Annotated in this window: 16 protein-coding genes; 8 read left to right on the top strand and 8 right to left on the bottom strand. The window is 67.8% G+C overall.

The genetic code is table 11. From position 1 onward, the window contains the following. Nucleotides 1–16: 16 nt before the first annotated feature. Entirely contained in the window at nt 17–2,002 is a 1,986-nt protein-coding gene (locus IFT71_RS12180) for a beta-N-acetylhexosaminidase family protein (protein ID WP_192141044.1), read from the top strand. Nucleotides 2,003–2,027: 25 nt separating this feature from the next. Here IFT71_RS12180 and mdoH read toward each other — a convergent pair whose 3' ends face one another. The 3 genes from mdoH to IFT71_RS12165 all read right to left on the bottom strand — a co-directional run bounded on the left by mdoH (nt 2,028) and on the right by IFT71_RS12165 (nt 6,136). Continuing rightward, entirely contained in the window at nt 2,028–3,896 is a 1,869-nt protein-coding gene (gene mdoH, locus IFT71_RS12175) for a glucans biosynthesis glucosyltransferase MdoH (protein WP_192141042.1), read from the bottom strand. 3 nt (nt 3,897–3,899) lie between these two features. Then, entirely contained in the window at nt 3,900–5,447 is a 1,548-nt protein-coding gene (locus IFT71_RS12170) for a glucan biosynthesis protein (RefSeq protein WP_192141040.1), read from the bottom strand. A gap of 113 nt (nt 5,448–5,560) precedes the next feature. Beyond that, a complete protein-coding gene (locus IFT71_RS12165) occupies nt 5,561–6,136 on the bottom strand; it encodes a TetR/AcrR family transcriptional regulator (protein ID WP_311725698.1) in 576 nt (191 codons plus the stop codon). Between the two features lie 128 nt (nt 6,137–6,264). Here IFT71_RS12165 and IFT71_RS12160 point away from each other — a divergent pair, with 128 nt between their 5' ends. From IFT71_RS12160 to IFT71_RS12150, 3 genes are read left to right on the top strand one after another with little or no spacing between them, the layout of a single operon-like run. Then, nucleotides 6,265–7,467, top strand: coding sequence for an efflux RND transporter periplasmic adaptor subunit (locus IFT71_RS12160; protein ID WP_107931489.1), 1,203 nt, complete (start codon nt 6,265–6,267; stop codon nt 7,465–7,467). Between the two features lie 6 nt (nt 7,468–7,473). After that, nucleotides 7,474–10,659, top strand: a complete 3,186-nt coding sequence (locus tag IFT71_RS12155; RefSeq protein WP_192141038.1) for an efflux RND transporter permease subunit — start codon at nt 7,474–7,476, stop codon at nt 10,657–10,659. Nucleotides 10,660–10,663: 4 nt separating this feature from the next. After that, nucleotides 10,664–12,148: an efflux transporter outer membrane subunit gene (locus IFT71_RS12150; protein ID WP_192141036.1), complete on the top strand. Its 1,485-nt coding sequence runs from the start codon at nt 10,664–10,666 to the stop codon at nt 12,146–12,148. A 68-nt stretch (nt 12,149–12,216) separates the two neighbouring features. Here the strand turns inward: IFT71_RS12150 and IFT71_RS12145 are convergent, their stop codons facing one another. Beyond that, nucleotides 12,217–12,840, bottom strand: coding sequence for an NADPH-dependent FMN reductase (locus tag IFT71_RS12145; protein ID WP_052148883.1), 624 nt, complete (start codon nt 12,838–12,840; stop codon nt 12,217–12,219). A gap of 121 nt (nt 12,841–12,961) precedes the next feature. Between IFT71_RS12145 and IFT71_RS12140 the strand changes: the two genes are divergently transcribed. The 3 genes from IFT71_RS12140 (at nt 12,962) to IFT71_RS12130 (ending at nt 17,198) form a co-directional block, all read left to right on the top strand. Then, nucleotides 12,962–15,151, top strand: a complete 2,190-nt coding sequence (locus tag IFT71_RS12140; protein ID WP_192141034.1) for a transglycosylase domain-containing protein — start codon at nt 12,962–12,964, stop codon at nt 15,149–15,151. A gap of 116 nt (nt 15,152–15,267) precedes the next feature. After that, nucleotides 15,268–16,269: a threonine aldolase family protein gene (locus IFT71_RS12135; protein WP_192141032.1), complete on the top strand. Its 1,002-nt coding sequence runs from the start codon at nt 15,268–15,270 to the stop codon at nt 16,267–16,269. Further along, nucleotides 16,266–17,198: a DMT family transporter gene (locus IFT71_RS12130; protein WP_056409708.1), complete on the top strand. Its 933-nt coding sequence runs from the start codon at nt 16,266–16,268 to the stop codon at nt 17,196–17,198. The genes IFT71_RS12135 and IFT71_RS12130 overlap by 4 nt, the downstream gene beginning before the upstream one ends. Here IFT71_RS12130 and IFT71_RS12125 read toward each other — a convergent pair. Next, a complete protein-coding gene (locus tag IFT71_RS12125; protein WP_192141030.1) occupies nt 17,111–17,947 on the bottom strand; it encodes an NAD(P)-dependent oxidoreductase in 837 nt (278 codons plus the stop codon). The genes IFT71_RS12130 and IFT71_RS12125 overlap by 88 nt on opposite strands. Then, complete coding sequence (locus IFT71_RS12120; protein ID WP_192141028.1) at nt 17,944–19,686, bottom strand: M28 family metallopeptidase; 1,743 nt, start codon at nt 19,684–19,686, stop codon at nt 17,944–17,946. The genes IFT71_RS12125 and IFT71_RS12120 overlap by 4 nt, the downstream gene beginning before the upstream one ends. A gap of 119 nt (nt 19,687–19,805) precedes the next feature. Between IFT71_RS12120 and pepN the strand changes: the two genes are divergently transcribed. Continuing rightward, complete coding sequence (gene pepN, locus IFT71_RS12115; RefSeq protein ID WP_192141026.1) at nt 19,806–22,418, top strand: aminopeptidase N; 2,613 nt, start codon at nt 19,806–19,808, stop codon at nt 22,416–22,418. Between the two features lie 34 nt (nt 22,419–22,452). On the opposite strand, the gene IFT71_RS12110 is transcribed toward pepN, so the two are convergent. Then, nucleotides 22,453–22,797 carry a tRNA-binding protein gene (locus IFT71_RS12110; protein WP_031441545.1) on the bottom strand — a complete coding sequence of 115 codons (345 nt, stop codon included), beginning with the start codon at nt 22,795–22,797 and terminating at the stop codon, nt 22,453–22,455. 2 nt (nt 22,798–22,799) lie between these two features. Then, entirely contained in the window at nt 22,800–23,474 is a 675-nt protein-coding gene (locus tag IFT71_RS12105) for a glutathione S-transferase family protein (protein WP_031396481.1), read from the bottom strand. Nucleotides 23,475–23,543 lie beyond the last annotated feature (69 nt).

The following is a 23,543-nucleotide window of genomic DNA, read 5'->3' as shown; positions in this document are numbered from 1 at the left end:
ATACCGGAGAGCTGTTATGACGCGACGCATGGCCATGACGGGGACGTACGCGGCCCTGATCGCGACGGGCCTGGCGGCCACGGTCTCCGCGCAGGGTGCCGCGCAGCCGGTGACGATGCCCGCCATCTTCCCCGCGCCGACGTCGGTCGCGCTGCGGACCGGCACGATAACGCTCGGCCGATCGGTGGTGCTTGTCGCCCCAGCCGGCACCGACGGTGACAGCGTCGCGCTGGTCCGCGAGATCCTGCGCGCCGCCGGAGTCACGACGATCACGACCGCGCGGCGGCTGCCCGCCGCCCCCGATCGCCCGCACATCCTACTCGGCACCGGCGACACCGCGATCGTCCGCGACGCGCTTGCCCGCGCCGGTACCGTCCGCGACACGCATCCCGAAGGCTATACGATCGCCACGCTCGCGACGGGCAACAGCGGCATCATCACGCTGGCGGGCCAAGACGCGGACGGACTGTTCCATGCCGTCCATACGTTCCGCCAGCTCGCGGCACGCCCGGTCCTCCCCGCGCTGGTGATCCAGGATCATCCCGCGATGCCGATGCGCGGCACGATCGAAGGCTTTTACGGCAAGCCTTGGACGATGGCGGACCGGACGAAGCATCTCGACTTCCTCGCCACTGTCAAGGCGAACACCTATGTCTACAGCCCCAAGGACGATCCCTATGCGCGCGATCGCTGGCGCGAGGCCTATCCCGCGGCGACTTTGTCCGCGCTCGGCACGCTGGTCGCGACCGCACGCCGCAACCATGTCGATTTCGTCTATGCGGTGTCGCCGGGCCCGTCGGTGTGCTTCTCCGACCCCGCCGATGCTCAGGCGCTCGAACGCAAGTTCGCCGCGCTGCGATCGATCGGCGTCCACAGCTTCTACGTCGCGCTCGACGACATCGAATATACCAAATGGAATTGCGAGCGGGACAAGGCCAGTTTCGGACCATCGGGCGCCGAAGCCGCAGGCATCGCGCAATCGCGCCTGCTGAACGCGGTCCAGGCTGATCTCGTCGCGAAGGATCCGTCGTCGCGCCCGCTGATCATGGTGCCGACCGAATATTACGACGCGAAGGAAACCCCGTACAAGGCGGCGCTGCGCAAATATCTCGACCCCCGCGTCGTGGTGCAGTGGACCGGCACCGATGTCGTCCCCCCCGCGATCTCGATCGCCGATGCGAAGACCGCGACCAAGGCTTTCGGGCGCAAGACGCTGCTGTGGGACAATTATCCGGTCAACGATTATGCCCAGACCACCGGGCGGCTGCTGCTCGCGCCCTATGCGCGGCGCGAGGCGGGGCTGGCGGGCGAACTGACGGGGATCCTGTCGAACCCGATGAACCAGGAGGCGCCGAGCCGCGTCGCGGTGACCGGCGTTGCTGCGTTCGGCTGGAACGACAAGGACTATGACGCGGACCGCACGTGGCAGTTCGCCGCCCGCGAGCTGGCGGGCGGCGATCCGCGCGCGACCGCGGCGCTGCTGAGCTTCTTCGACACGCAGCATCTGGCCCCGACCTTCGGCAGCCAACCCTGGCAGCCCCAGGCGCCCAGGCTCAAGGCGCAGCTCGACGCCGTGCGCCTCGCGCTGGCGGAGGGCGACGCGGCGGCCCGCGGTCTCGCGCTCGCCGATCTGGCCAGGGCGGCCGACACCCTCGCTGCCGCGCCCGACACGATCCGCTCGGGCACGATCGACCCGGGCTTTGCGGACCAGGCACGGCCCTGGCTCGATGCGATGCAGCTCTGGGGCCGCGCGCTCCAGATGACCGCCGCCGGACTCGACGCCGCGAACCGCGACGGCACGGCCGCCCCCGGCTATTTCGCCGAAGCGCGCCGTCTCGCCGCACAGGCTGCGGCCGTCCAGACCATCCCCGGTGCGACGCGGTTCGACGGTGCGATCCGGGTCGCCGACGGCGTGCTCGACCGGTTCGTCGCGGATGCCCCGACGCTGATCGCCGCCGCATCCGCCCCAGCCGTTTCGGCCTCCGCCGAAGCCGTGCGGTAGCGTCGGCGGCGCCGCGCGTCGCGCGTCAGTGCGCGATCGCGTGGAGCGCCGACGCCTCTGTCGCGGGCAGCTGGTCAATGCCGCTGGCGGGCACCTGGAACAGGCCGCGCGCGTCAGCGCGGCTCCCCGCCGCGTTGCTCGCGCTCCATTTGGCGAGCCACGGCGACAGCAACAGCCCCAGCGTCACTGGCGCCAGCCACAGCGCGGTGATCGGAACGGCGGGCGAGATCAGGAGCAGGGCGACCCCCGCCGCCAGATGCCAGCGATAGCGCGGCACGACATCCGCGATCGACAGCCCGTCGCGATCCCTGTTCTGCGGGCTCCAGCCCGAGGGCTGGCCACGGAAGATGCTGATCAGATCCATCGTCTGCGTCAGCATGATGACCGGCGCGGACAGCATCGACAGCGGAATCTCGGCAATGGCCGACAGGATGATCGCCCGCGCGCCCCCGAACGCCGCGCGCCGGCTCCGGTCGGACACCGCCCAGATGATCCCGAGCAATTTGGGACCGAACAGCAGGATGACCGTCAGCGCCAGCACGCGCGCCGAGGTCGTCGCCTCGACCAGCTTGCTTTCGCCGGCAAAGGCCTGCGCGATGGTCGTCAGGATCAGGACCAGCCAGGCGGGCGACGTCATGTACGCCGATGCCCCGATCGCCAGCTGCAGCCGGTTGACCGGGTGGAACCCGTCCGACCCGAGCAGCTTCAGATGCTGGATATTACCCTGCGCCCAGCGCCGGTCGCGCACCGCCATGTCGATCAGCGTCGGGGGAAACTCCTCATAGCTGTCGTCGATCATGATCAGGTGCACCGCCCAGCCGCGTCGCCGCAGCAAGGCGGCCTCGACCATGTCGTGGCTCATGATCGCGCCGCCGAACGGCGGGCCGCCGGGCAGCACGGGCAGGCCGCAGCTTTCTGCAAAGGCCCGGGTGCGGATGATCGCATTATGCCCCCAGAAGCTTGCCTCCGACCCCGACCACCAGACCAGACCGGCGGTCGAGATCGGGCCGTAGAGCCGGCTGTTGAACTGCATCCAGCGCTGGAACAGCGTGGTCGCGCCGCGGATCGTCGGCACCGTCTGCAACAGGCCGACCGAGGGGCGGCGCTCCATCACCTGCGCCATGCCGATCATCGCGTCGCCGCTCATGAGGCTGTCCGCGTCGAGCACCAGCATGTGATCATAGCCGCCGCCGAAGCGCCGGACCCAGTCGGCGACATTGCCCGGCTTGCGCGCGACATTGTCGGTCCGGCGGCGATAATAGAGCGGGACGCGCGATCCGGGGGCGAGCACCTCCCAGGCCGCGACCTCCTGCGCGCCCGACTCTTCGCCCGAATCGCTCAGCACGAAAAAGGCGAAGCTCGCCGCCTCGCCCGCAGCCTCGATCGCGTGCATCATCCGTGCGATCCGGCCGAACACCGCGTCGACATCTTCGTTATGGACCGGAATCAGCACCGCGGTCTGCCCGGTCAGCGGCTGGCGGTTCTGCGGCACCGGCACGAAGCCGGGATGCATCCGCGTCATCAGCAGAACGAACCCGATCAGCGCGTTGAGAAACCCGAACGCGATCCACGCGAAGAGCGGAAAGAACAGCACGAGAAGCGCGACGTCCCACAGGTCGATGCCGTCCCCGAGCAGCGAATCCTGGACCGCCGCCGAGGCGGTGGTGGCGAGCAGCATCGTCAGCAGGAACAGGAGCAGTCGCCGCGACGACATGCCCTCGGGCGAGGTCAGCGTGTCCGAGCCGTTCGACGGTCCGGCCAGCGGGTCGGGCGTCGGCCCGCCGCGGGTGCCGCGCGCCCGGAAATTCTGCAGCGGCATGTCGATCGGGACGTCGGCGGGCAATCGTGCCGGAAGTGCGGGATGACCGGGGCGGCCCGGGCTGTCCACGGTCATGGCTCAACCCACCTGCGTCAGCACGGTTTCGCTGAGCGACTGCCCGCCGCGCTTCAGGAACAGCCGGACATCGGCCAGGACGCCGCGTTCGGGGGCGACATCGAGCGTCACGCGCCAGCGGTTCGGCTGACCGACGACGGGATAGGCGGCGCTGGCGAGGATCCGGCCACGGCTCACATCGGCCTGCACCGTCACCCCGCTCGACCGGTCGAGACCGGCGAGCGTCGCACCGACGAAATCGACGACGACCTTCCGCGCGCCCGGCGTCGGCTCGGCCCCCGGCCGGCCGGCCGAGCCACGCCAGTTCTCGACCGCGTGCGCGGCCTGCGCGACCGACGGATCGCGCGACGACCAGGTCAGGCGATAGTCGAACTGCATCGTCTTCCCCGCGGTCGCCGGCGCGGCGGGGACCCAGAAGGCGGCGACATTGTCGACCGTCTCGCTCGCGGTCGGGAAGGCGTACAGCGTCACCGCGCCCTTGCCCCAGTCGCCCTTCGGTTCGATCCACAGGTTAGCGCGGCGATCGTAGAAGGCGCCGTCGTCCTGATAATGATCGAACGCCCGGTCACGCTGGATCAGGCCGAAGCCGCGCGGATTGTCGTCCTGGAAGCTGTCGAGCGTGGGGGTCGCGGGATTGGCGAGCGGACGCCAGATCCGCTCACCGGCACCGGTCGCCATCGCCAGCCCGTCCGAATCATGGATTTCGGGGCGCCAGTCGATCGCCGCGGCGCGGTTGCCCTCGCCATACCAGAACATGCTCGTCGCCGGCGCGATGCCAAGCCGCGCGACGTCCTTGCGCAGCGTGATCGTCGACGAGACATCCTGGACGACGCCGCCATCGATCCCGTCGGTGTAGCGGCACACGAACCGGTACGCGCCGGTCACGCTGGGCCCGTCGAGGAGCGCATAGACGGTATAGCTCTGCGCGCCCGTCGCCTCGATCCAGAAGGCGGTGAAGGCGGGAAACTCCTCCTTGCCGTCGATCCCGGTATCGATCGCGATACCGCGCGCGGACAGGCCATATTGGTCCTGCGAACCGGCGGTACGGAAATAGGAGGCGCCGATGAACGCCATCCAGTCGCTCTTGCCGTCGCTCGACACCGCGCGAAAGCCGGCGATGCCAAGTGCGGCGTGATGCCCGGATTCGGTCTTGAAGAGATCCGCGGCGAAATCGACCGCACGCGCCTGTCCGCGTTCGACGACATGGATCGCGACAGGGGTCGGCGCATAACGGCCGAGCGGGAACAGGCGGATGCCGCCCGCCAGCGTCCGTTCGGGCTTGTAGCTGATCGACCCTACCGCATCATAATCGATCGCCTCCGCCGCCGCGACCTTGGCCGGTGCGCGGTAGGGCGCGCGCGCCAGCGCCGCGGCGCGCTGTTGCAGCGCCTCCCAGGAAAACGACTCGGGCTTGCCCAGCGCGGGGGCGGACGACGCCGCGGCGCCGCGCTTGCGGGGGGTGCCCGACCCCGTCTGTGCCAGTGCCGCCGCCGGCCACAGGCCCGTGGCCGCAAGAGCCATCATGATGTCGCGTCGTGTCGTTTCGGTCATGAACCGCTTATCCGACTTCGCGCGCCGCAGTGCAACAATCGGTAATGCCCCGCGCCGCCGCCCGCCCGCCAAACGGGGCCGCCTGCCCCGTCGTCAGGACACCGTGTCGTGTCTCAGAGAGCGTGGAGCGCCGCGAGGATCATGCGGCCGGTGACCTCTGCGGTCTCGGTCTCGGACAACCGCGGACAGGACAGTGTCCGATGCCCCAGCCCGAACATGCACGCCAGCACCAGCTCCTCCGCGCCGTCGAGCGCATTTGCCGACAGCGCTGGATTCGCGACGCAGGCCAGGTCGCGCACCACCGCGCGAAACCCCGCGCACAGCGAACCGATCGTGTCCGCAACCTCGCCGTTGCGATGCGCTTCCGCCATGATATCAAACGACAGCGCCTCATCCCCCTTGGCGAGCGACCGCCGCGCGAGCTCGACAAATCCGCGCTCGATCGACAGCCGCCCCGTCGAAACGTCGTCGGTCAGCTTGCGCAGGTCTGAGAGTTTGGCCTCGGCATCCTCGAGGATCAGCGCCTGGATCAGCGCGTTCTTGCCGGTGAACAGGCGATAGATCTGGCCGACGCTGACGTCCGCAGCGGCAGCCAGTTCGGCCATCGACGTCTGATGGAATCCCTGCGTCGCATAAAGATGCCGGGCCGCATCAACGATGTGCGAACGCGCCGACTTCTCATGTTGCACTGCACTCAAAATTCCACTCCGGACGACGTTTTAACTTGACCCGGCGTTTGCACGTCCATAGCGGCGGCGCAAGCGGAATGAACGTTCATTCCGGTGAACTCTTCTGCACGGACGTCGGGATGCTCAACATGCAGCGATTGAATCTCAAGGGATCGGTGGCCCTGGCCGCGCTGGCGCTGATGGCGGCGTGCAGCAAGGAAGAAGCCCCCCCGCCCCCGCCGACGCCCACGGTCGGCGTCGTGACGGTCGCGCAGGAGGCGGTGACGCTGACCACTGAGCTGCCGGGGCGGATTGCCGCGGTGGAGACGTCGGAAGTGCGCCCGCAGGTATCGGGCGTCATCCGCCGTCGCCTGTTCACCGAGGGCGCGATGGTCCGTTCGGGCCAGGTCCTCTACGAGATCGAGGACGCCCCCTATCGCGCCGCGCTCGGCACCGCGCAGGGTCAGCTCGGCGCCGCCCAGTCGCAGATCAATGCGACCCGACTCCAGGCACAGCGTTACGGCCAGCTCGTCGCGCTTAACGCGGTCAGCAAGCAGGAGGCGGACAACGCCACCGCCTCCGCCCAGCAGGCGCGCGCCAATGTTGCAGCGCAGCGTGCAGCGGTCGAAGCCGCGCGCGTGAACCTCAATTTCACCCGCATCAAGGCGCCGATCTCGGGTCGTATCGGCCGGTCGATCTTCACCGCCGGCGCGCTCGTCCAGACCGGTCAGACCGACGCGCTCGCGACGATCCAGCGGACCGACACCGTCTATGTCGACGTCACCCAGTCGGCAGCGCAGCTGCTCGATTTGAAGGCGGCGATGGCCTCGGGCGGCGTGACGCGTGGCGACGGTACCGCACGCGTCCAGCTGATCCTGCCCAACGGCCAGACCTATCCGATCGAGGGTCGCCTGCAGTTCGCCGAAGTGACCGTCGACCCCGCGACGGGCGCGGTGACGCTGCGCGCCAGCTTCCCCAATCCCAACGGGCTGCTGCTGCCGGGCATGTATGTCCGCGCCAAGCTGGTCGAGGGTATCCGCAGCCAGGCGATCATGGCCCCGCAGGAAGGCATCACGCGCGATCCGCGCGGCAAGGCGACCGCGATGGTGGTCACCGCACAGAACAAGGTCGAGCAGCGCAATGTCGTCACCGACCGCGTGATCGGCGACAAGTGGATCGTCACCAGCGGGCTGAAGCCCGGCGACAAGCTGATCGTCGAGGGGCTGCTCAACCTGCGCCCCGGCACGACCGTCAAGCCCGCCGCTCCGCAGCAGGTCGGCAAGGCCGGCGGCAAGGACGCCGCCGGGAATGCCGCAGCTGGTGGTGCCGCGTCCACGCAGGCCGGGAAGTAACGCCTCATGTCACGCTATTTCATCGATCGACCCATCTTCGCATGGGTCATCGCGATCATCCTGATGCTGGCCGGCGTCCTCGCGATCCGGTCGCTGCCGATCGCACAGTTCCCCGAGATCGCCGCCCCCAAGGTGACGGTCGCGACGTCCTATCCGGGCGCCGACGCGCAGACGCTCGAGAACACGACGACGCAGATCATCGAGCAGCAGATGAAGGGGATCGACAACCTTCGCTACTTCGCCTCGACCAGCGACGGCGCGGGCAATCTCGCGATCACGCTGACCTTCGAACAGGGCACCGACGCGGACATCGCGCAGGTCCAGGTGCAGAACAAGCTGCAACAGGCGACCCCGCTCCTGCCGCAGGAAGTGCAGCAGGCCGGGCTTCGCGTGACCAAGGCGACCGCCAACTTCCTGCTCGTGATCGCCGCCTATTCGCAGGACGGCAGCCATGACCAGGTCGATCTCGGCGATCTGATCGCCTCCAAGCTCCAGGATCCGCTCAGCCGCATCAAGGGCGTCGGCGACACGCAGGTGTTCGGCGCGCAATATTCGATGCGGATCTGGGTCGATCCTTTCAAGATGTCGAACCTCGGCGTCACCGTCACCGACATCACCTCGGCAATCACCGCGCAGAACGCACAGGTTTCCGCCGGTCAGGTCGGCAGCCTTCCCGCGGTCAAGGGCCAGGCCCTGAACGCGACGGTCACTGCGCAGTCGCGTCTGCAGACTCCGGAACAGTTCCGCCAGATCATCATCCGCTCGGCCACCGGCGGCGCCACCGTGCGCCTCGCCGATGTCGCCCGGGTCGAGATGGGCTCGGAAAACTACAGCTTCCAGGCGCGCTACAACGGCAAGCAGGCAGCAGGCTTCGGCGTGAAGCTGGCGCCGGGCGCCAACGCGCTCGACACCGTCACGCTGGTGAAGGCCGAGGTCGAGAAGATCGCCAAGCAGTTCCCGGCCGACGTCAAGATCGCCTATCCGGTCGACAATTCGACGTTCGTGCGGCTGTCGGTCGAACAGGTGGTCCACACGCTGATCGAGGCGATCATCCTCGTCTTCCTCGTGATGTTCCTCTTCCTCCAGAACTTCCGCGCCACGCTCATCCCGACGATCGCGGTGCCGGTCGTGCTGCTCGGCTCGCTCGCCGTGCTTCAGGTCGCGGGCTTCACGATCAACACGCTGACGCTGTTCGGCATGGTGCTGGCGATCGGCCTGCTCGTCGATGACGCGATCGTCGTCGTCGAGAATGTCGAACGCCTGATTCAGGAAGAGGGGCTGAGCCCCAAGGAAGCCGCCAAGAAATCGATGGACGAGATCAGCGGCGCGTTGGTCGGCATCGGTCTCGTGCTGTCCGCGGTGTTCCTGCCGATGGCGTTCTTCAGCGGCTCGACCGGCGTGATCTTCCGCCAGTTCTCGATCACCATCGTCTCGTCGATGGTGCTTTCGGTGCTGGTCGCGTTGATCCTGACGCCCGCACTCTGCGCCACCATCCTGAAGCCGTCCAAGCAGGATCACGGCGACAAGAAGGGCTTTTTCGGCTGGTTCAACCGGACCTTCGATCGCGGCGTCGACAGATATGGCAAGGGCCTGCGCCGCGTCGAAAAGGGCTGGGTACGGACGATGATCGTCTATGCGGTCATCGTCGGCGCGATGCTGTTCGTCTTCCTGCGACTGCCCTCGGGCTTCCTTCCCGAAGAGGATCAGGGGCTGATGTTCGCGCAGGTGTCGATGCCCACGGGCACGACGATGGAAGAGACCGCGCGGACGATGGACAAGCTGCGCGATCACTTCCTGGTCGACGAGAAGGCCAACATCGCGGGCATCTTCACGATCAGCGGCTTCGGCTTTGTCGGCCAGGGCCAGAATGTCGGCCTCGCCTTCATCCAGCTCAAGCCGTGGGAGGATCGCGAAGGCGACGCGAATACCGTCGCCGCGGTCGCCCAGCGCGCGAACCAGGCGCTTGCCGGGATTCGCGCGGGCATGGTGATCGGCTTCGTGCCGCCCGCCGTGCAGGAACTCGGCAACGCCAACGGCTTCGACTTCATGCTGAAGGACAATGCCGGCGTTGGCCACGACAAGCTGCTCGAGGCCCGCAACATGCTGCTCGGCATGGCCAGCCAGGACAAGCGCCTGATGCAGGTCCGTCCGAACGGCCTGGAGGATGCGCCACAGCTCAAACTGAACGTCGACCAGGCCCAGGCAGGCGCGCTCGGGCTGAGTCAGGCGGACATCAACACCACCGTCAGCACCGCGTTCGGCGGATCGTACATCAACGACTTCATCGACCGCGGTCGCGTGAAGAAGGTGTTCGTCCAGGCCGACGCGCCGTTCCGCAAGTCGCCTGCCGACCTCGGCAACTTCTATGTCCGCGGCGCGACCAACGCGATGACGCCGATGTCGTCCTTCTCGACGACCGACTGGACCTACGGTCCCGCACGTCTCGAACGCTATAACGGCGTCGCCTCGTTCGAGATCATGGGGTCGCCCGCACCCGGCGTCAGCAGCGGCACCGCGATCAAGGCGATGGAGGAGATGGCGGCCAAGCTGCCCCCCGGCATCGGCTATGAGTGGACCGGCCTCAGCTATGAGGAACAGCTTTCGGGCGGGCAGTCGACCTATGTCTATGCGCTGTCGCTGCTGATCGTGTTCCTGTGCCTTGCCGCACTCTACGAGAGCTGGTCGATCCCGATTGCCGTGCTCCTCGTCGTGCCGCTCGGCGTGCTCGGTGCGGTGCTCGCGGCGATGGTCGCGGGGCTCAACAACGACATCTATCTCCAGGTCGGCCTGATCACGACGATCGGCGTGGCGGCGAAGAACGCGATCCTGATCGTCGAGTTCGCCGAGGAGAAGATGGGTGACGGGATGAATGCGGCGGATGCCGCGGTCGAGGCCGCCAAGCTGCGTCTTCGCCCGATCCTGATGACCTCGTTCGCGTTCATCTTCGGTGTTCTCCCGCTCGCGCTGTCGAGCGGTGCGGGCGCCGGCGGCCAGAACGCGATCGGCTGGGCGGTGGTCGGCGGCATGCTGTCCGCGACCGTGCTCGCGATCTTCTTCGTGCCGCTGTTCTTCCTGCTCGTGAAGCGCGTCTTCAAGCAGGACAAGCCCGGCCAGCAGGATGGAGACCGCCACCGTGATGACACCCGTGACGGCGACACCACGCCCTACGACCAGCGGCCGCAGGAGGCCTGATCCGATGTTCTCGCGCAAAATCGCTCTGACGTTCGCCGCCGGGCTCACGCTCGCCGGCTGTAACCTGGCCCCGAAATATGTCCGGCCCGAGCTTCCGGTGGCTCCGTCCACGCCGACCGGACCAGCTTATGCGGCGACCGATGCGGCGGGTGCGATCGTGCCCGCGGACACCGCATGGGAGGCGTTCTTCACCGACGACCGCCTGCGCCGCGTCATTCGCACCGCGCTCGACAACAACCGCGACGTCCGCATCGCGGTCGCCAATGTCGCGCAGGCGCGGGCGCAATATCGCGTCCAGCGCGCGGACCTATTCCCGACGCTGGGTGCGACGGGCAGCGCAACCTATCAGAAGTCCCCCTTCGGCGCCGTCGGTGGCGGTACGGGCGGCACGACGGGCGGCGGTACTGGAGGCGGCAACGGCGGCGGCGGCACCGGTGCCGGGGCGGTCGCCGGCGGCGGCCGGTTCGATATCTATTCGGCCAATCTCGGCGTCTCGGCCTGGGAGATCGATCTGTTCGGCCGGGTCCGCAATCTGACCCAGGCGCAGCAGCAGGCCTATTTCGCCGCGGAGGAAAACCGCAACGCCGCGCAGGTGTCGCTGATCGCGGAAACCGCGACAGCCTGGCTGACGATGGCGGCGGACCAGGATCGGCTGAAGATCGCGCAGGACACCGAACGGGCCTTTGGGGAAACGCTCAAGCTGACGCAGGATCGATTCCGCATCGGCATCGCGTCCGAACTCGAAGTGCGCCAGGCGCGGACGACCTATGACCAGGCGCGCTCCGACATCGCCGACGCGACGACGCTCATCGCGCAGGACCAGAACGCACTCAACCTGCTCGCAGGCACCACGCTGAGCGCCGACCTGCTGCCGGCCCGGATGCCGGAGAAGACGCCGACGCTGGAAAACCTGCCCGCCAACCTGTCCTCCGAAGTCCTGCTGCGCCGCCCCGACGTCGCGGCCGCCGAGCATCAGCTGATTGCGGCGAACGCCAATATCGGTGCGGCCCGCGCGGCGTTCTTCCCCAATATCTCGCTGACCGCGTCGCTCGGCACGCTGAGCCTCGGCCTGTCGAACCTGTTCGGCAAGGGCAGCGAATCCTGGTCGGTCGCGCCGTCGATCACGCAGCCGATCTTCGACTTCGGTCGCAACAAGGGCAATCTGGACTACGCCAAGGCCTCGCGCGACGCGATGCTCGCTACCTATGAGAAGAGCGTCCAGACCGGCTTCCGTGAAGTCGCCGATGCGCTCGCGCGGCGCGGTACGATCAACGGCCAGCTCGAAGCGCAGACGTCGCTGCGCGACAATGCGGCGGGCGCGTTCAACCTGTCGCAACTGCGCTTCCGCGCGGGGATCGATCCGTTCCTCAACACGCTCGATTCACAGCGGTCTCTCTACACCGCGCAGCAGAGCCTGCTGGCGACGCGGCTGGTCCGCGATACCAATGCGGTCGAGCTCTATCGCGCGCTCGGCGGCGGGCTGCGCTAACACCGGCCCGTCCCGCCCACCGCGTCATTCCGGGCCAGGCCCGGGTGACGCGGCGGTGCGACGCGCGGTCAGTTTGCCGGTTCGGACAAAGGTGCGAACCGCGCGACCTGCCGGCCGACCAGCCGAAGCTGCTCGAGGACCGCGGGATCGCTCGCCCCGCCCTCGGCATCGAATTTCGTCACCTGTGTGTTGATCGCCGCTGCGAATGGCGTCGGCCAGCCGCGAAGTGCGTGGACGATCGAGCGCAGCGCCGCGATCGTGCTGCCCGTCGCCTGCCAGCCATAGGCGGTCGCGATCAGCCCGACCGGCATGTCCGCCAGATAGGGCCGTTCGGCATCACGTGCGGTTTCCTCGAGCAGGTCGAGCGCATTCTTCACCACGCCTGAGATGCTGCCATGATAGCCCGGGCTGGCGATGATCACCGCCGATGCCGCGCGCACCGCCGCGACAAAGGCACGCTCGTCCTCGGTCCGCTCGGTCGCCTTGGGATCGTAAAGCGGCAGCCGGGCCATGTCCGCGCCGCCGAACATCTGTGTCCGGTATCCGTGTCGCTCGACCGAATCGAGCGCGATCCGCAATGCGCGCTCGGTCGACGACACGCCGCCGATCGTCCCGCCAATGCCGACGACAAGCGGCAGGGAGGGCGATAGAGAGTCGGTAGCTGCCACGGTGTCACCCTGTTCGAACGTCATCATTATGCTCTTCCCCGTTTCGCCCGGTGATGACAACAGGCCAATGCTGTCGCTCAGCGCGCGTACACGTTAAGCGTGCGCATAGGCTTGTCCGAACTGTCATAGAACGATAACACACCAGATGCCCGACCGCTGGAACGATCCGATGCGCCCCGATCCCTTCGACCCCGCCCGATCCGGCTCCGGCATGTCCGGCGAACGCGAGCCCTATGCCTATGAACGCGAACGGTTGATCACCGAGCGCGAACGCCTGCGCGAGAAATATGAGCGCGAGCGACTGGGCGAAGATCCGGACGGCAATTACGATCCCCGCCAGGACGATGGCTACCCCCAGCCCGCAACACCGCGGCGCAGGCGGGGCGGGATCGGCCGGTGGATCGTGCGCGGCACCGGTATCGGCATCATCCTGCTGGTGATCGCGATCATCTGGCTGGCGATCACCGCGCCTTTGTCGAAATCGCTGCAGCCGCCGACCCCGCCCTCGATCACGCTCACCGCCGATGACGGCACGCCGATCGCCCGACGCGGCGCGATCATCGGCAAGCCGGTCGACGCGGCGACGCTGCCGCCGCACGTGCGCGAGGCGTTCCTCGCGATCGAGGACCGCCGCTTCTATTCGCACTGGGGTATCGACCCGCGCGGGATCGCGCGCGCGGCTTGGGCGAATCTCGGGTCGGGCGGGGTGCGTCAGGGCGGCAGCACGATCACGCAACAGCTCGCGAAGAACGCGTTCCTCGATTCGGACCGCACCGCGACGCGCAAGATCCGGGAGGCGATGATCGCCGTCTGGCTCGAGGCATGGCTGTCGAAGGACGAGATTCTCTCGCGCTATCTGTCGAACGTGTATTTCGGCGACAACACCTATGGGATCAGCGCGGCCGCCAAACATTATTTCGGCCGGACACCCGCGGCGCTGAACGTCGGCCAGGCAGCGATGCTCGCCGGGCTGGTCAAGGCGCCGTCGCGACTTGCCCCGACCTCCAACCTCGAGGGTGCGCGCAAGCGTGAAGCCGTCGTCGTCGGCGCGATGGTCGCCGCAGGCTTCCTTACCGAAGCGGAGGGCGATGCGGTCCGCCCGCAACGCGTGCTGTCGAACCGCCCGACGCAACTTCCCAACGGCACCTATTTCGCCGACTGGATCTTGCCCGAGGCGCGCGACCAGGCGGGCGAGGTGAAGACCGAGACGACCGTCCGGACCACGCTCGATCCGCGGCTGCAACGTGCCGCCGAACGAACCGTCGCGCGCGCCGGACTGCGCGAGGCGCAGGTCGCGCTGGTGGCGATGCGCCCCGATGGCCGCGTCGTCGCGATGGTCGGCGGCAAGGACTACCGCAAGAGCCCGTTCAACCGCGCGACGCAGGCGCGGCGCCAGCCCGGCTCGACGTTCAAGCTGTTCGTCTATCTCGCCGCGATGCGCGCGGGGATGACACCCGATTCGACGATCGAGGACCGCCCGGTGACGATCGGCGACTGGACGCCCAAGAACAGCGACGGGCGCTATCAGGGGACGATCACGCTGCGCCAGGCATTTGCCCGATCGTCCAACGTTGCCGCCGCCAGGCTGACGCAAGAAGTCGGCGTCCGGGCGGTGATCAAGGCGGCGCGCGACCTGGGCATTTCCACGCCCATTCCGAACGAGGCGACGATCGGTCTCGGCACCTCGACCGTGTCGCTGCTCGAACTGACCGCCGCCTATGCCGCGATCGCGCGCGAGACCTATCCGGTGCAGCCGCGCGGGCTGGCCGATGTTCGGGAAAAGGGCTGGTATCAGTCGCTGACCGGGGGTTCGACCGCCCTGCCGCCGAAGATCCATGACGAGATGCTCGACTTGCTCGCCGCCTCGATCCGCAACGGAACCGGGCGGAGCGCCAACCTGACGGTCGATGCGTTCGGCAAGACCGGGACGACGTCGGACAACAAGGATGCGCTGTTCGTCGGCTTCGCGCGCGACCTGGTGGTCGGCGTATGGGTCGGCAACGATGACAACAGCTCGAATCCAGGCCTGTCGGGCGGCGGCATCCCGGCGCGGATCTGGCGCGACTTCATGCAGTCCGCGCTGGGCATCGCCCCCGTCGTCGCCGCCGCGCCGCCGGTCGAGGAAATCGACCCCGATGCACTGCCCCCCGAAGACGGGGACAACAGCGTCCTGCCGCTCGGCGGCGAGATCGAGGGGCTCGGCTTCAACCTGGAGATGGGCGAGGACGGGACGATCTCGGTCGGCCCCGCACGCCGAGATCGACCGGAGGATGGGCCACCACGCGACGATCGCCGGCCGCCCGAGGAGGAACCGGGATTTGACGAGGGGCAGTAGTTCGATCCCCCGCCGTCATCCTGACGAAAGTCAGGCCCCGGGATAACGACGTAGAAGGGGGCGACCCAGGCGAAGCGCCCGTTGACGCCATCACGGCATCGCAGCATGTCCTGACGATGCGCTTTTTCTCCGACAACGCCGCCAGGATCCACCCACAGGTCATGGCCGCGATCGCCGCCGCCGACACGCTCGACACCGCCTATGCGGGCGATCAATGGAGCCAGCAGCTCGACGGCCGCCTGTCGGCGCTGTTCGAGACCGAGGTGGCGGTGCTGTGGGTGCCTACCGGTACCGCCGCCAACTGCCTCGCCCTTGCCGCGCTGTGCCCGCCACATGGCGGCATCGTCTGCCACCGCGACGCGCATATCCAGAACGACGAGGGCGGCGCGCCTGAATTCTACACGCACGGTGCCAAGCTGTTCCTCGCCGATGGGGACGGCGCGAAGCTGACGCCGTCGACGATCCGCACCATCCTCGACGCGATCCCCGACGACGTTCACCGCGTCCAGCCGCACGCGATCTCGATCACCAACGCCACCGAATATGGCCGGGTATACCGCCCCCACGAGGTCGCCGAGATCGGCGCGCTCGCGCGTGAGCGCGGGCTCGGCTTCCACATGGACGGCGCGCGTTTTGCGAACGCGATGGTCCATGTGGGATGCTCGCCCGCCGACATGACGTGGCGCGCAGGCGTCGACGCGCTGAGTTTCGGGTTCGTCAAGAACGGCGCGATGAGCGCGGAGGCGCTGGTGTTCTTCAAGCCCGAGCTCGCCGCCGTCACCCAGTATCGCCGCAAGCGCGCGGGCCTGCTCCTGTCAAAGGGGCGGTATCTGGCCGCGCAGATCCTCGCGATGCTCGAGGACGACCTGTGGCTCGCCAATGGCAAGGCCGCGAACCAGGCTGCCACGCGACTGGCCGCGGCCGCGGGCGACCGCCTCGTCCATCCGGTCGAGGCCAATGAGGTCTTTCTCCGCGCGACCCCCGACGAAGCCGCCGCGCTCCGCGCGCAGGGGTTCGATTTCTATGACTGGGCAGCAGGTGAGATCCGGCTGGTGACCGCGTGGGACACGCCGGTCGGTCCGGTCGACCAGCTCGCGGACGCGATCCGGGCGTTATGACCGGGCCGTCCGGTTCGCCCCAACCCCCGATCCAGTCGACGCGTGCGGCGGTGCTCGTCCCGTTCGGGATCGTCACGCTGATCTGGGGGTCGACCTGGCTCGTCATCCGCGACCAGATTGCGGTGGTGCCGCCGAGCTGGTCGATCAGCTACCGCTTCCTCATCGCCGGCATCGCGATGGCGATCTATGCGCGGGTAAAGCGCGAAAGCCTCGTGCTCGACGCCCGCGGCTACGCCTTTGCCGCGGTCATCGGTACCGCGCTGTTCACGTTCAACTTCAACTTCGTCTACCGCGCCGAGCATTATGTGACGTCGGGGCTGGTCGCGGTGGTGTTCGCGTTGCTGCTCGTCCCCAACGCGGTGTTCGGCCGCATCTTCCTGGGGCAGAAACTCGGGCGACAATTGATGCTTGGGTGCGCCGTCGCGATGGCGGGCGTCGCATTGCTGTTCGTCAACGAGGCGCGGGTCGATCCGCATGGTCCGCAGTCCGCGACCATCGGCATCGCCCTGACGCTGGGCGGCGTCCTGGCCGCGTCGATCGCCAATGTCATGCAGGGCAGCGCGTTTGCCAAACGCTATCCGATGGCCCCGATGCTGGCGATCGCGATGCTGATCGGCGCGACGCTCGACGCGACCTTCGCCTGGATCACCACCGGGCCGCCGGTGTTCGAGCTGCGGCTGGGCTATATCGCCGGGATCCTCTATCTCGGCATCTTCGCCTCCGCGCTCGCCTTCCCGCTCTACTTCAACGTCATCCGCGCGATCGGGCCTGCCAAGGCGGCCTATTCGGGGGTGATCGTGCCGGTCATCGCGATGATCTTATCGACGATCTTCGAGCATTATCACTGGTCGACGCTAGCGGTGGCCGGTGCGGTGCTCGCGGGTGCCGGGCTCGTCATCGCGCTCAGCGCCCGCAGACCCGCCCGGTAATCCGGCCAGGTCGGGGTCCAGCGCAGGACGCGCTTCGCCTTGCCGTTCGCGACCCGCCGGTTCTCGGCGTAGAAACCACGGCCCATCGCCGACAGCTGCTCGATCGTCACGAACGGCGGCGCGGGCAGACCGAGCAGTGCTGCGGCGAAGGCGACGACGTCGTTCTGCGACGCGGGGACGTCGTCCGCCAGATTATAGGCGCCCGGCGGCGCATCGAACGCCGCGATCACGCCCGCGCCGATATCGTCGACATGCGCGCGACTGAACACCTGTCCCGGCTGGTCGATCCGGTGCGCCTTGCCCTCACGCACGCGGTCGAGCGGCGACCGGCCAGGGCCGTAGATGCCGGGCAGGCGAAACGTCCGCGCGCCGATCGCGAGCCAGTCGGCATCCGCCGCCGCGCGCGCACTCCGGCGTCCGCCACCGATCGGCGCGGTCTCGTCGACCCAGGCACCACCGGCATCGCCGTACACGCCGGTCGACGACAGATAGCCGAGCCAGGCGCGCGTCCGCAGCAGCGCCGATCCGTAGCGCGCCAGCACGGGGTCGGCGTCATGCTCTGGCGGGACCGAGGACAGGATATGCGTCGCCGCGGCGATCTCCGTCATGACCGCAGCGGCGTCGTCGAACCGGATCATGCCGTCGCGACCGTCGCGCGACGTGCCGACCACATGCCATCCGTCCCCGGCCAGGCGGCGCGCGATCCGCGACGCGGTGTAGCCGAGGCCGAAGACGAGCAGCCGGTTCATTTCGCGGCCGCCGCCCGGCCCATCGGGCCCTTGTAGAGCGTGCCGAAATAATCGCCCGCATTCCAGACCGGCCGCTCCGCGCCATCGGCGATCTCGCGGGCGATCCGGTAGTTCGCATCGACGAACCGCACGCCCTGATCCCACAGGATCGGCTGCGACAGATCGTCAGACGGCTTGTGATAGTTGTTTGCCATGAAATAGGCGACCGCGGCCTTGCCCGGCCCCTTCTGCCCCGGCCACAGGAACACCGCCGGGATCCCCTTTTGCACGAAGCGGAAATGATCCGAGCGGACGAAGATTCCCTCTTCGGGCATCGGATCGGGCGACAGGCCGACACCAATCGCCGCGACCGCCTTCTGGACAATCGGGCCGAGCGTCGATCGCTCCGCGCCGAACACCACCATGTCCTCGAACTTGTAGGTCAGGATCGGCATGTCGAGGTTCACGTCCGCGACGATATTGGCGAGCGGCACGGTCGGATGGTTGGTGAAATAATCGCTGCCGACCAGCCCCTTTTCCTCGCCCGTGACCGCGAGGAAGATCAGCGTGCGCTTCGAGCCCTTGCCGCTGGTCGTGAATCGCTTGGCTTCCTCGATCAGGCTGGCGATGCCGATCGCATTGTCGAGCGCGCCGTTGTTGAGCGCATCGCCGTCCTTCGCGCCGTTCGCGGGCCGGGTGATGCCGATGTGATCGAGATGCGCGGACAGCACGACGACCTCCTTGCCGAGCACCGGATCGGTGCCGGGAATGACGCCGACGACGTTGCTGCTTGCCGCCGGCGCGAAGCTCGTCTTGGTCGCGACCGTCAGCGTGCCTGCAAGCGGCGCCGACTTGAACTTCGCATTGTCCGACCGCGCCTGCTTGGCGATCGCCTTCCATGAGGCGCCGAACAGCTTGGTCGCGCCTGTGACGCTCAGCGTGCCGAGCGACGGCGCGCCGGGCGCGTCGACCTTGCCGGTGCCGTCGAGGTTGGCCCAGGTCATCCGGGCGGCGTCGTAGAATTGCGCCGATCGCGCGAACGGGCGGGCCTTGGCGGTCCGCGGGCTTTCGAGCGTGATCACGCCGACCGCCCCCTTGCTTTCGGCGGTCCGGGCCTTGGTGCCGCCGGATCCGAAAAAGGCACGTTCCTCGCCGCTGAACCGCGCCGGCGCACCGCCGAAATAGGCGACGATCTTGCCGCGGACGTCGACGCCGGCATAGTCGTTCTGGCCGTATTGCGGGGCGTCGATGCCATAGCCGACGAACACGATCGGCGCCGAAACCGCGGTATCGGCCTTCGCACCGTTGGCGGCGGGTACATAATCTGCCGCAAACACCAGCAGCTGCGCGGCGCCAGACTGCGGCGTCCAGGTGAAGCTGCCCTTGTCCGCGGCCTTGTAGCTCACCAGCGGCACGCGCTGCAGATAGCCGGCATCGTCACCGCCCGGCCGCAGACCGGCGGCATAGAATTGCGCCGCAACATATTGCGCGGCGATGTCGAACTCGGGGCTGCCCGCCTCGCGCCCCTTCATCGCATCGGAGGCGAGGAACAGGACGTGCGCCTTCATCGCCGCCTGATCCGCCGGCAGCGGCGCTGCGAGCCGTGCATTGAGGATCGCCGGATCGGGCTTTGCGGCCGGGGTGGCCCCCGATGCGGGTGCCGGTGTCGGCGCGGCGGCTTTCGGTTGCGGGGCCGACGTCTGCGCCAGCGTCGCCGTGGAGAGGGCGAGCACCGAGAGCGCGCCGATGAACCGATACATGCCGAAATCCTCGCAAGACGAACGTGTTGCAGCCGGGTAGCACGCCGGCCGCGACACGCAAGCACAGCCCGGCAAGCTTTGGCTGGCGGAGCTCGCGACGGCCCCTATATTCGACGTCTATGCTCGACATCCAACACAGCCTCGCCCAGCCCGACATCGCTGCCCCGGTCGCCATTCGCCGGGTCGATTATACGGCGCCGGCCTGGCTGGTGCCGACGACACGGCTGGAGTTCACGCTCGATCCGTCCGCGACACGTGTCATCGCGACGCTGTCCGTCACCCGCAACGGTGACCACCGCGATCCGCTGAAGCTCGATGGGGCAGGCCAGCGCCCGCTGTCGATCATGGTTGACGGCGTCGCGGTCAACGACTGGCATTTCGAGGGCGAGCAGCTGGTGATCCCCCTGTCGGGTGACGCGCATGTCGTCGAGACCGAGGTCGAGATCGCCCCCGACCGCAACACCCAGCTGATGGGGCTCTATGCCTCGGGCGGCAATCTGTGCACGCAGTGCGAGGCGGAGGGGTTTCGCCGCATCACCTATTTCCCCGACCGTCCCGACGTGCTCAGCCGCTATTCGGTGCGGATGACGGCGGACAAGGCGCGCTTCCCCGTGCTGCTGGCGAACGGCGACCCCGTCGCACAGGGCGATCTCGCCGATGGCCGCCACTGGGCGGAATGGAACGACCCCTTCCCCAAGCCCTCCTATCTGTTCGCGATCGTCGCCGGGGATCTTGCGGTCAATTCGGGCCGTTTCACGACGATGTCGGGGCGCGAGGTGTCGCTCGGCATCTGGGTGCGCAAGGCGGACCTCGCCAAGACCGATCATGCGCTCGAGGCGCTGGCGCTCTCCATGGCCTGGGACGAGGCGACCTATGGCCGCGAATATGATCTCGACGTGTTCAACATCGTCGCGGTCGACGACTTCAACTTCGGCGCGATGGAGAACAAGGGGCTGAACATCTTCAACTCGCGCTACATCCTGGCCGACCCCGATACCGCGACCGATTATGACTATGACGCGATCGCCGCGGTCGTCGCGCATGAATATTTCCACAACTGGTCGGGCAACCGGATCACCTGCCGCGACTGGTTCCAGCTGTCGCTGAAGGAGGGCTTCACGGTCTATCGCGACCAGGGCTTCTCCGCCGACCAGGGCAGCCGTGCGGTCAAGCGGATCGAGGACGTCCGCGGCCTGCGTGCGTCGCAGTTTCCCGAGGATTCAGGACCGCTCGCGCATCCCGTCCGCCCCGAATCCTACCAGGAGATCTCGAACTTCTACACCGCGACCATCTACAACAAGGGCGCCGAGCTGATCCGCATGATGGCGGCGATCCTTGGGCCGAAGAACTTCCGGGCGGGGACTGATCTGTATTTCGACCGCTTCGACGGCACCGCCGCGACCTGCGAGGATTTCGTCGCCAGCATGGAAGAGGCGAGCGGGATCGATCTGACGCAGTTCCGCCTCTGGTATTCGCAAGCGGGCACCCCGCGCCTCTCGGCAAGCCTGTCGCATGATCCTGTGGCCAAGCGCGCGACGCTGACGCTGGCGCAGCATGTGCCCGCCACGCCGGGCCAGCCGGACAAGGCGCCGATGGTCCTGCCGCTCGCGATCAAGCTGTTCGGCGCCGACACGGGCACCGCCCTGATCGACGAGCGGCTCGTCCTGCTCGACGGGCCGGGCGAGACGATCCGGTTCGAGGGGATCGACGAACGCCCGGTCCTGTCGATCAATCGCGGCTTTTCCGCGCCGGTCGTGGTCGAAAGCGATCGCAGCGCCGCGGATCTCGCCTTTCTCAGCGCGCATGACGACGATCCCTTCGCGCGGTACGAGGCGATGCAGCAGCTGATGCTCGAGACGCTCGTGGCCAGCGCGAGCACGGGTCGCGCGGAGCATGACGGTGTCATCGCCGCGGTCGCCCGGACGCTGGAGGATCCCGATCTCGACCCCGCCTTCATCGCCGAAGCGGTGATGCTGCCGTCCGAGAGCTTTATCGGCGACCAGATGCGGATCGTCGATCCTGACGCCATCTTCCGCGCCCGCGACGGCCTGCGTCGCGATCTCGGCACGCAGCTCGAACGCCAGTGGCGCCAGGCGCATGCGCGCGCCGGTTCGGCACCCTTTGCCTATACGCCCGAGGGCAAGGGCCTGCGCCGGCTGCGCTCAGTCGCGCTCGGCTATATCATGGCGAGCGACGCCCCCGACGCTGCCGAACTGGCACTCGCGCAGTTCGAGGGGGCGGACAACATGACCGACCGCCAAGGCGCGCTGACCGCGCTCGTCAGCTCAACGGCGGCACAGCGCGACACGGCGCTCGACCGCTTCTACGCGCGCTACAGCAGCAATCCGCTGGTGCTCGACAAGTGGTTTCAGACCCAGGCCCAGTCGTCGCGCGACGATACCGGCGTAGTCGTCGCGGCGCTCGCCCGGCATCCCGATTTCACGCTAACCAATCCGAACCGAGCGCGCGCGCTCATCGGCGCGTTTGCGGCGAACCAGCGCGCCTTCCATGCGATCGACGGCAGCGGCTATCGCTTCCTTGCGGATCATCTGATTGCGCTCGACCGGCTCAATCCGCAGACGGCGGCAAAGCTCCTGCCGCCGCTCGGTCGCTGGCGCCGGTTCGACGCCAAACGCGCCGGGCTGATGCGTGCGGAACTCGAGCGGATCCTGCACACGCCCGGATTGTCGCGCGACATGGTCGAGCAGAGCTCGAAAAGCCTCGAGGGCTAGGCGCCGGGCCGTATTCGGCCCGGACGGCGCCGCGTCAGAAGAGGCGGCCGCCGTTCGGAACGGGCTCGGACGGTGCGATCAGCACGACCTTGCCGTCGGCATCGGGAAAGCCCAGCGTCAGCACCTCGGACATCATCGGCCCGATCTGCCGCGGCGGAAAGTTGACCACCGCGGCGACCTGGCGGCCGACGAGCGTCTCCGGCGAATAATGGTCGGTGATCTGGGCCGAGGATCGCTTGGTCCCGATCGTGTCACCGAAATCGATCGTCAGCTTGAACGCAGGCTTGCGGGCCTCGGGAAAGGGCTCGACCGCGATGATCGTCCCGACCCGGATATCGACCCTGGCAAAGTCGTCGAACGCGATTCCGGGCTCGGCCATCTTCAGAAGTCCACATTGTCGTAATGCGCGGGCGGCGCGATCAATTCCATGCGTTCGCTCAGCAAGGGACGAAAGCTCGGCCGGCTCTTGAACCCGCGATACCAGCGTGCCGTCTGGTCGTGCCCCTTCCAGTCGATCCCGCCGAGATAATCCGTGACCGAGATCTGCGCCGCGGCGGCCAGATCGACCAGGCTCATCGTCGCGCCGCCCAGCCAGTTGCGGTGATCGAGCAGGTAATCGGTGTAGTCCAGATGCCCCACCGCCGCCTTCATCGCCTCGCGCAGGCCCTTGGCATCGGGTGCGGCGCGGTGCGCGAGGCGCTTGACCATCCGCTCGTGGAGCAGCGGGCCGGTCACGTCGCGATAGAAATGCGTGTCGAACCACGTCACCAGCCGGCGGATCTCCGCGCGGTTGGTCGCGGTGCCGTTGATCATCGCCGACTTCTCGACGGTTTCCTCGAAAAATTCGCAGATCGCCATCGAATCGATCAGCGGCGCGACGCCGCGCGACGCATCGACCATCACCGGCGTCTGACCCGCGGGGTTCATGTCCATGAACTCGTCACGCCGCTCCCAGGGCGATTCGCGGACGAGCTCGTAGCCGATGCCCTTCTCGCCCAGCAGCAAGCGCACCTTTCGCGAGAAGGGACATAAGGGGAATTGATAAAGCTGCCACATAGCGTCCGTTTAGGCGGCATCGGGCGGGTGTGTCACTAGCGCGGGTTTGCCGGTGCGTAAGAAGATTGG

This window comes from Sphingomonas sp. CFBP 13733, assembly GCF_014841795.1.
GTDB classification, from domain to species: Bacteria; Pseudomonadota; Alphaproteobacteria; order Sphingomonadales; family Sphingomonadaceae; genus Sphingomonas; species Sphingomonas aerolata.
This window is presented reverse-complemented; position numbering and strand designations above follow the sequence as displayed.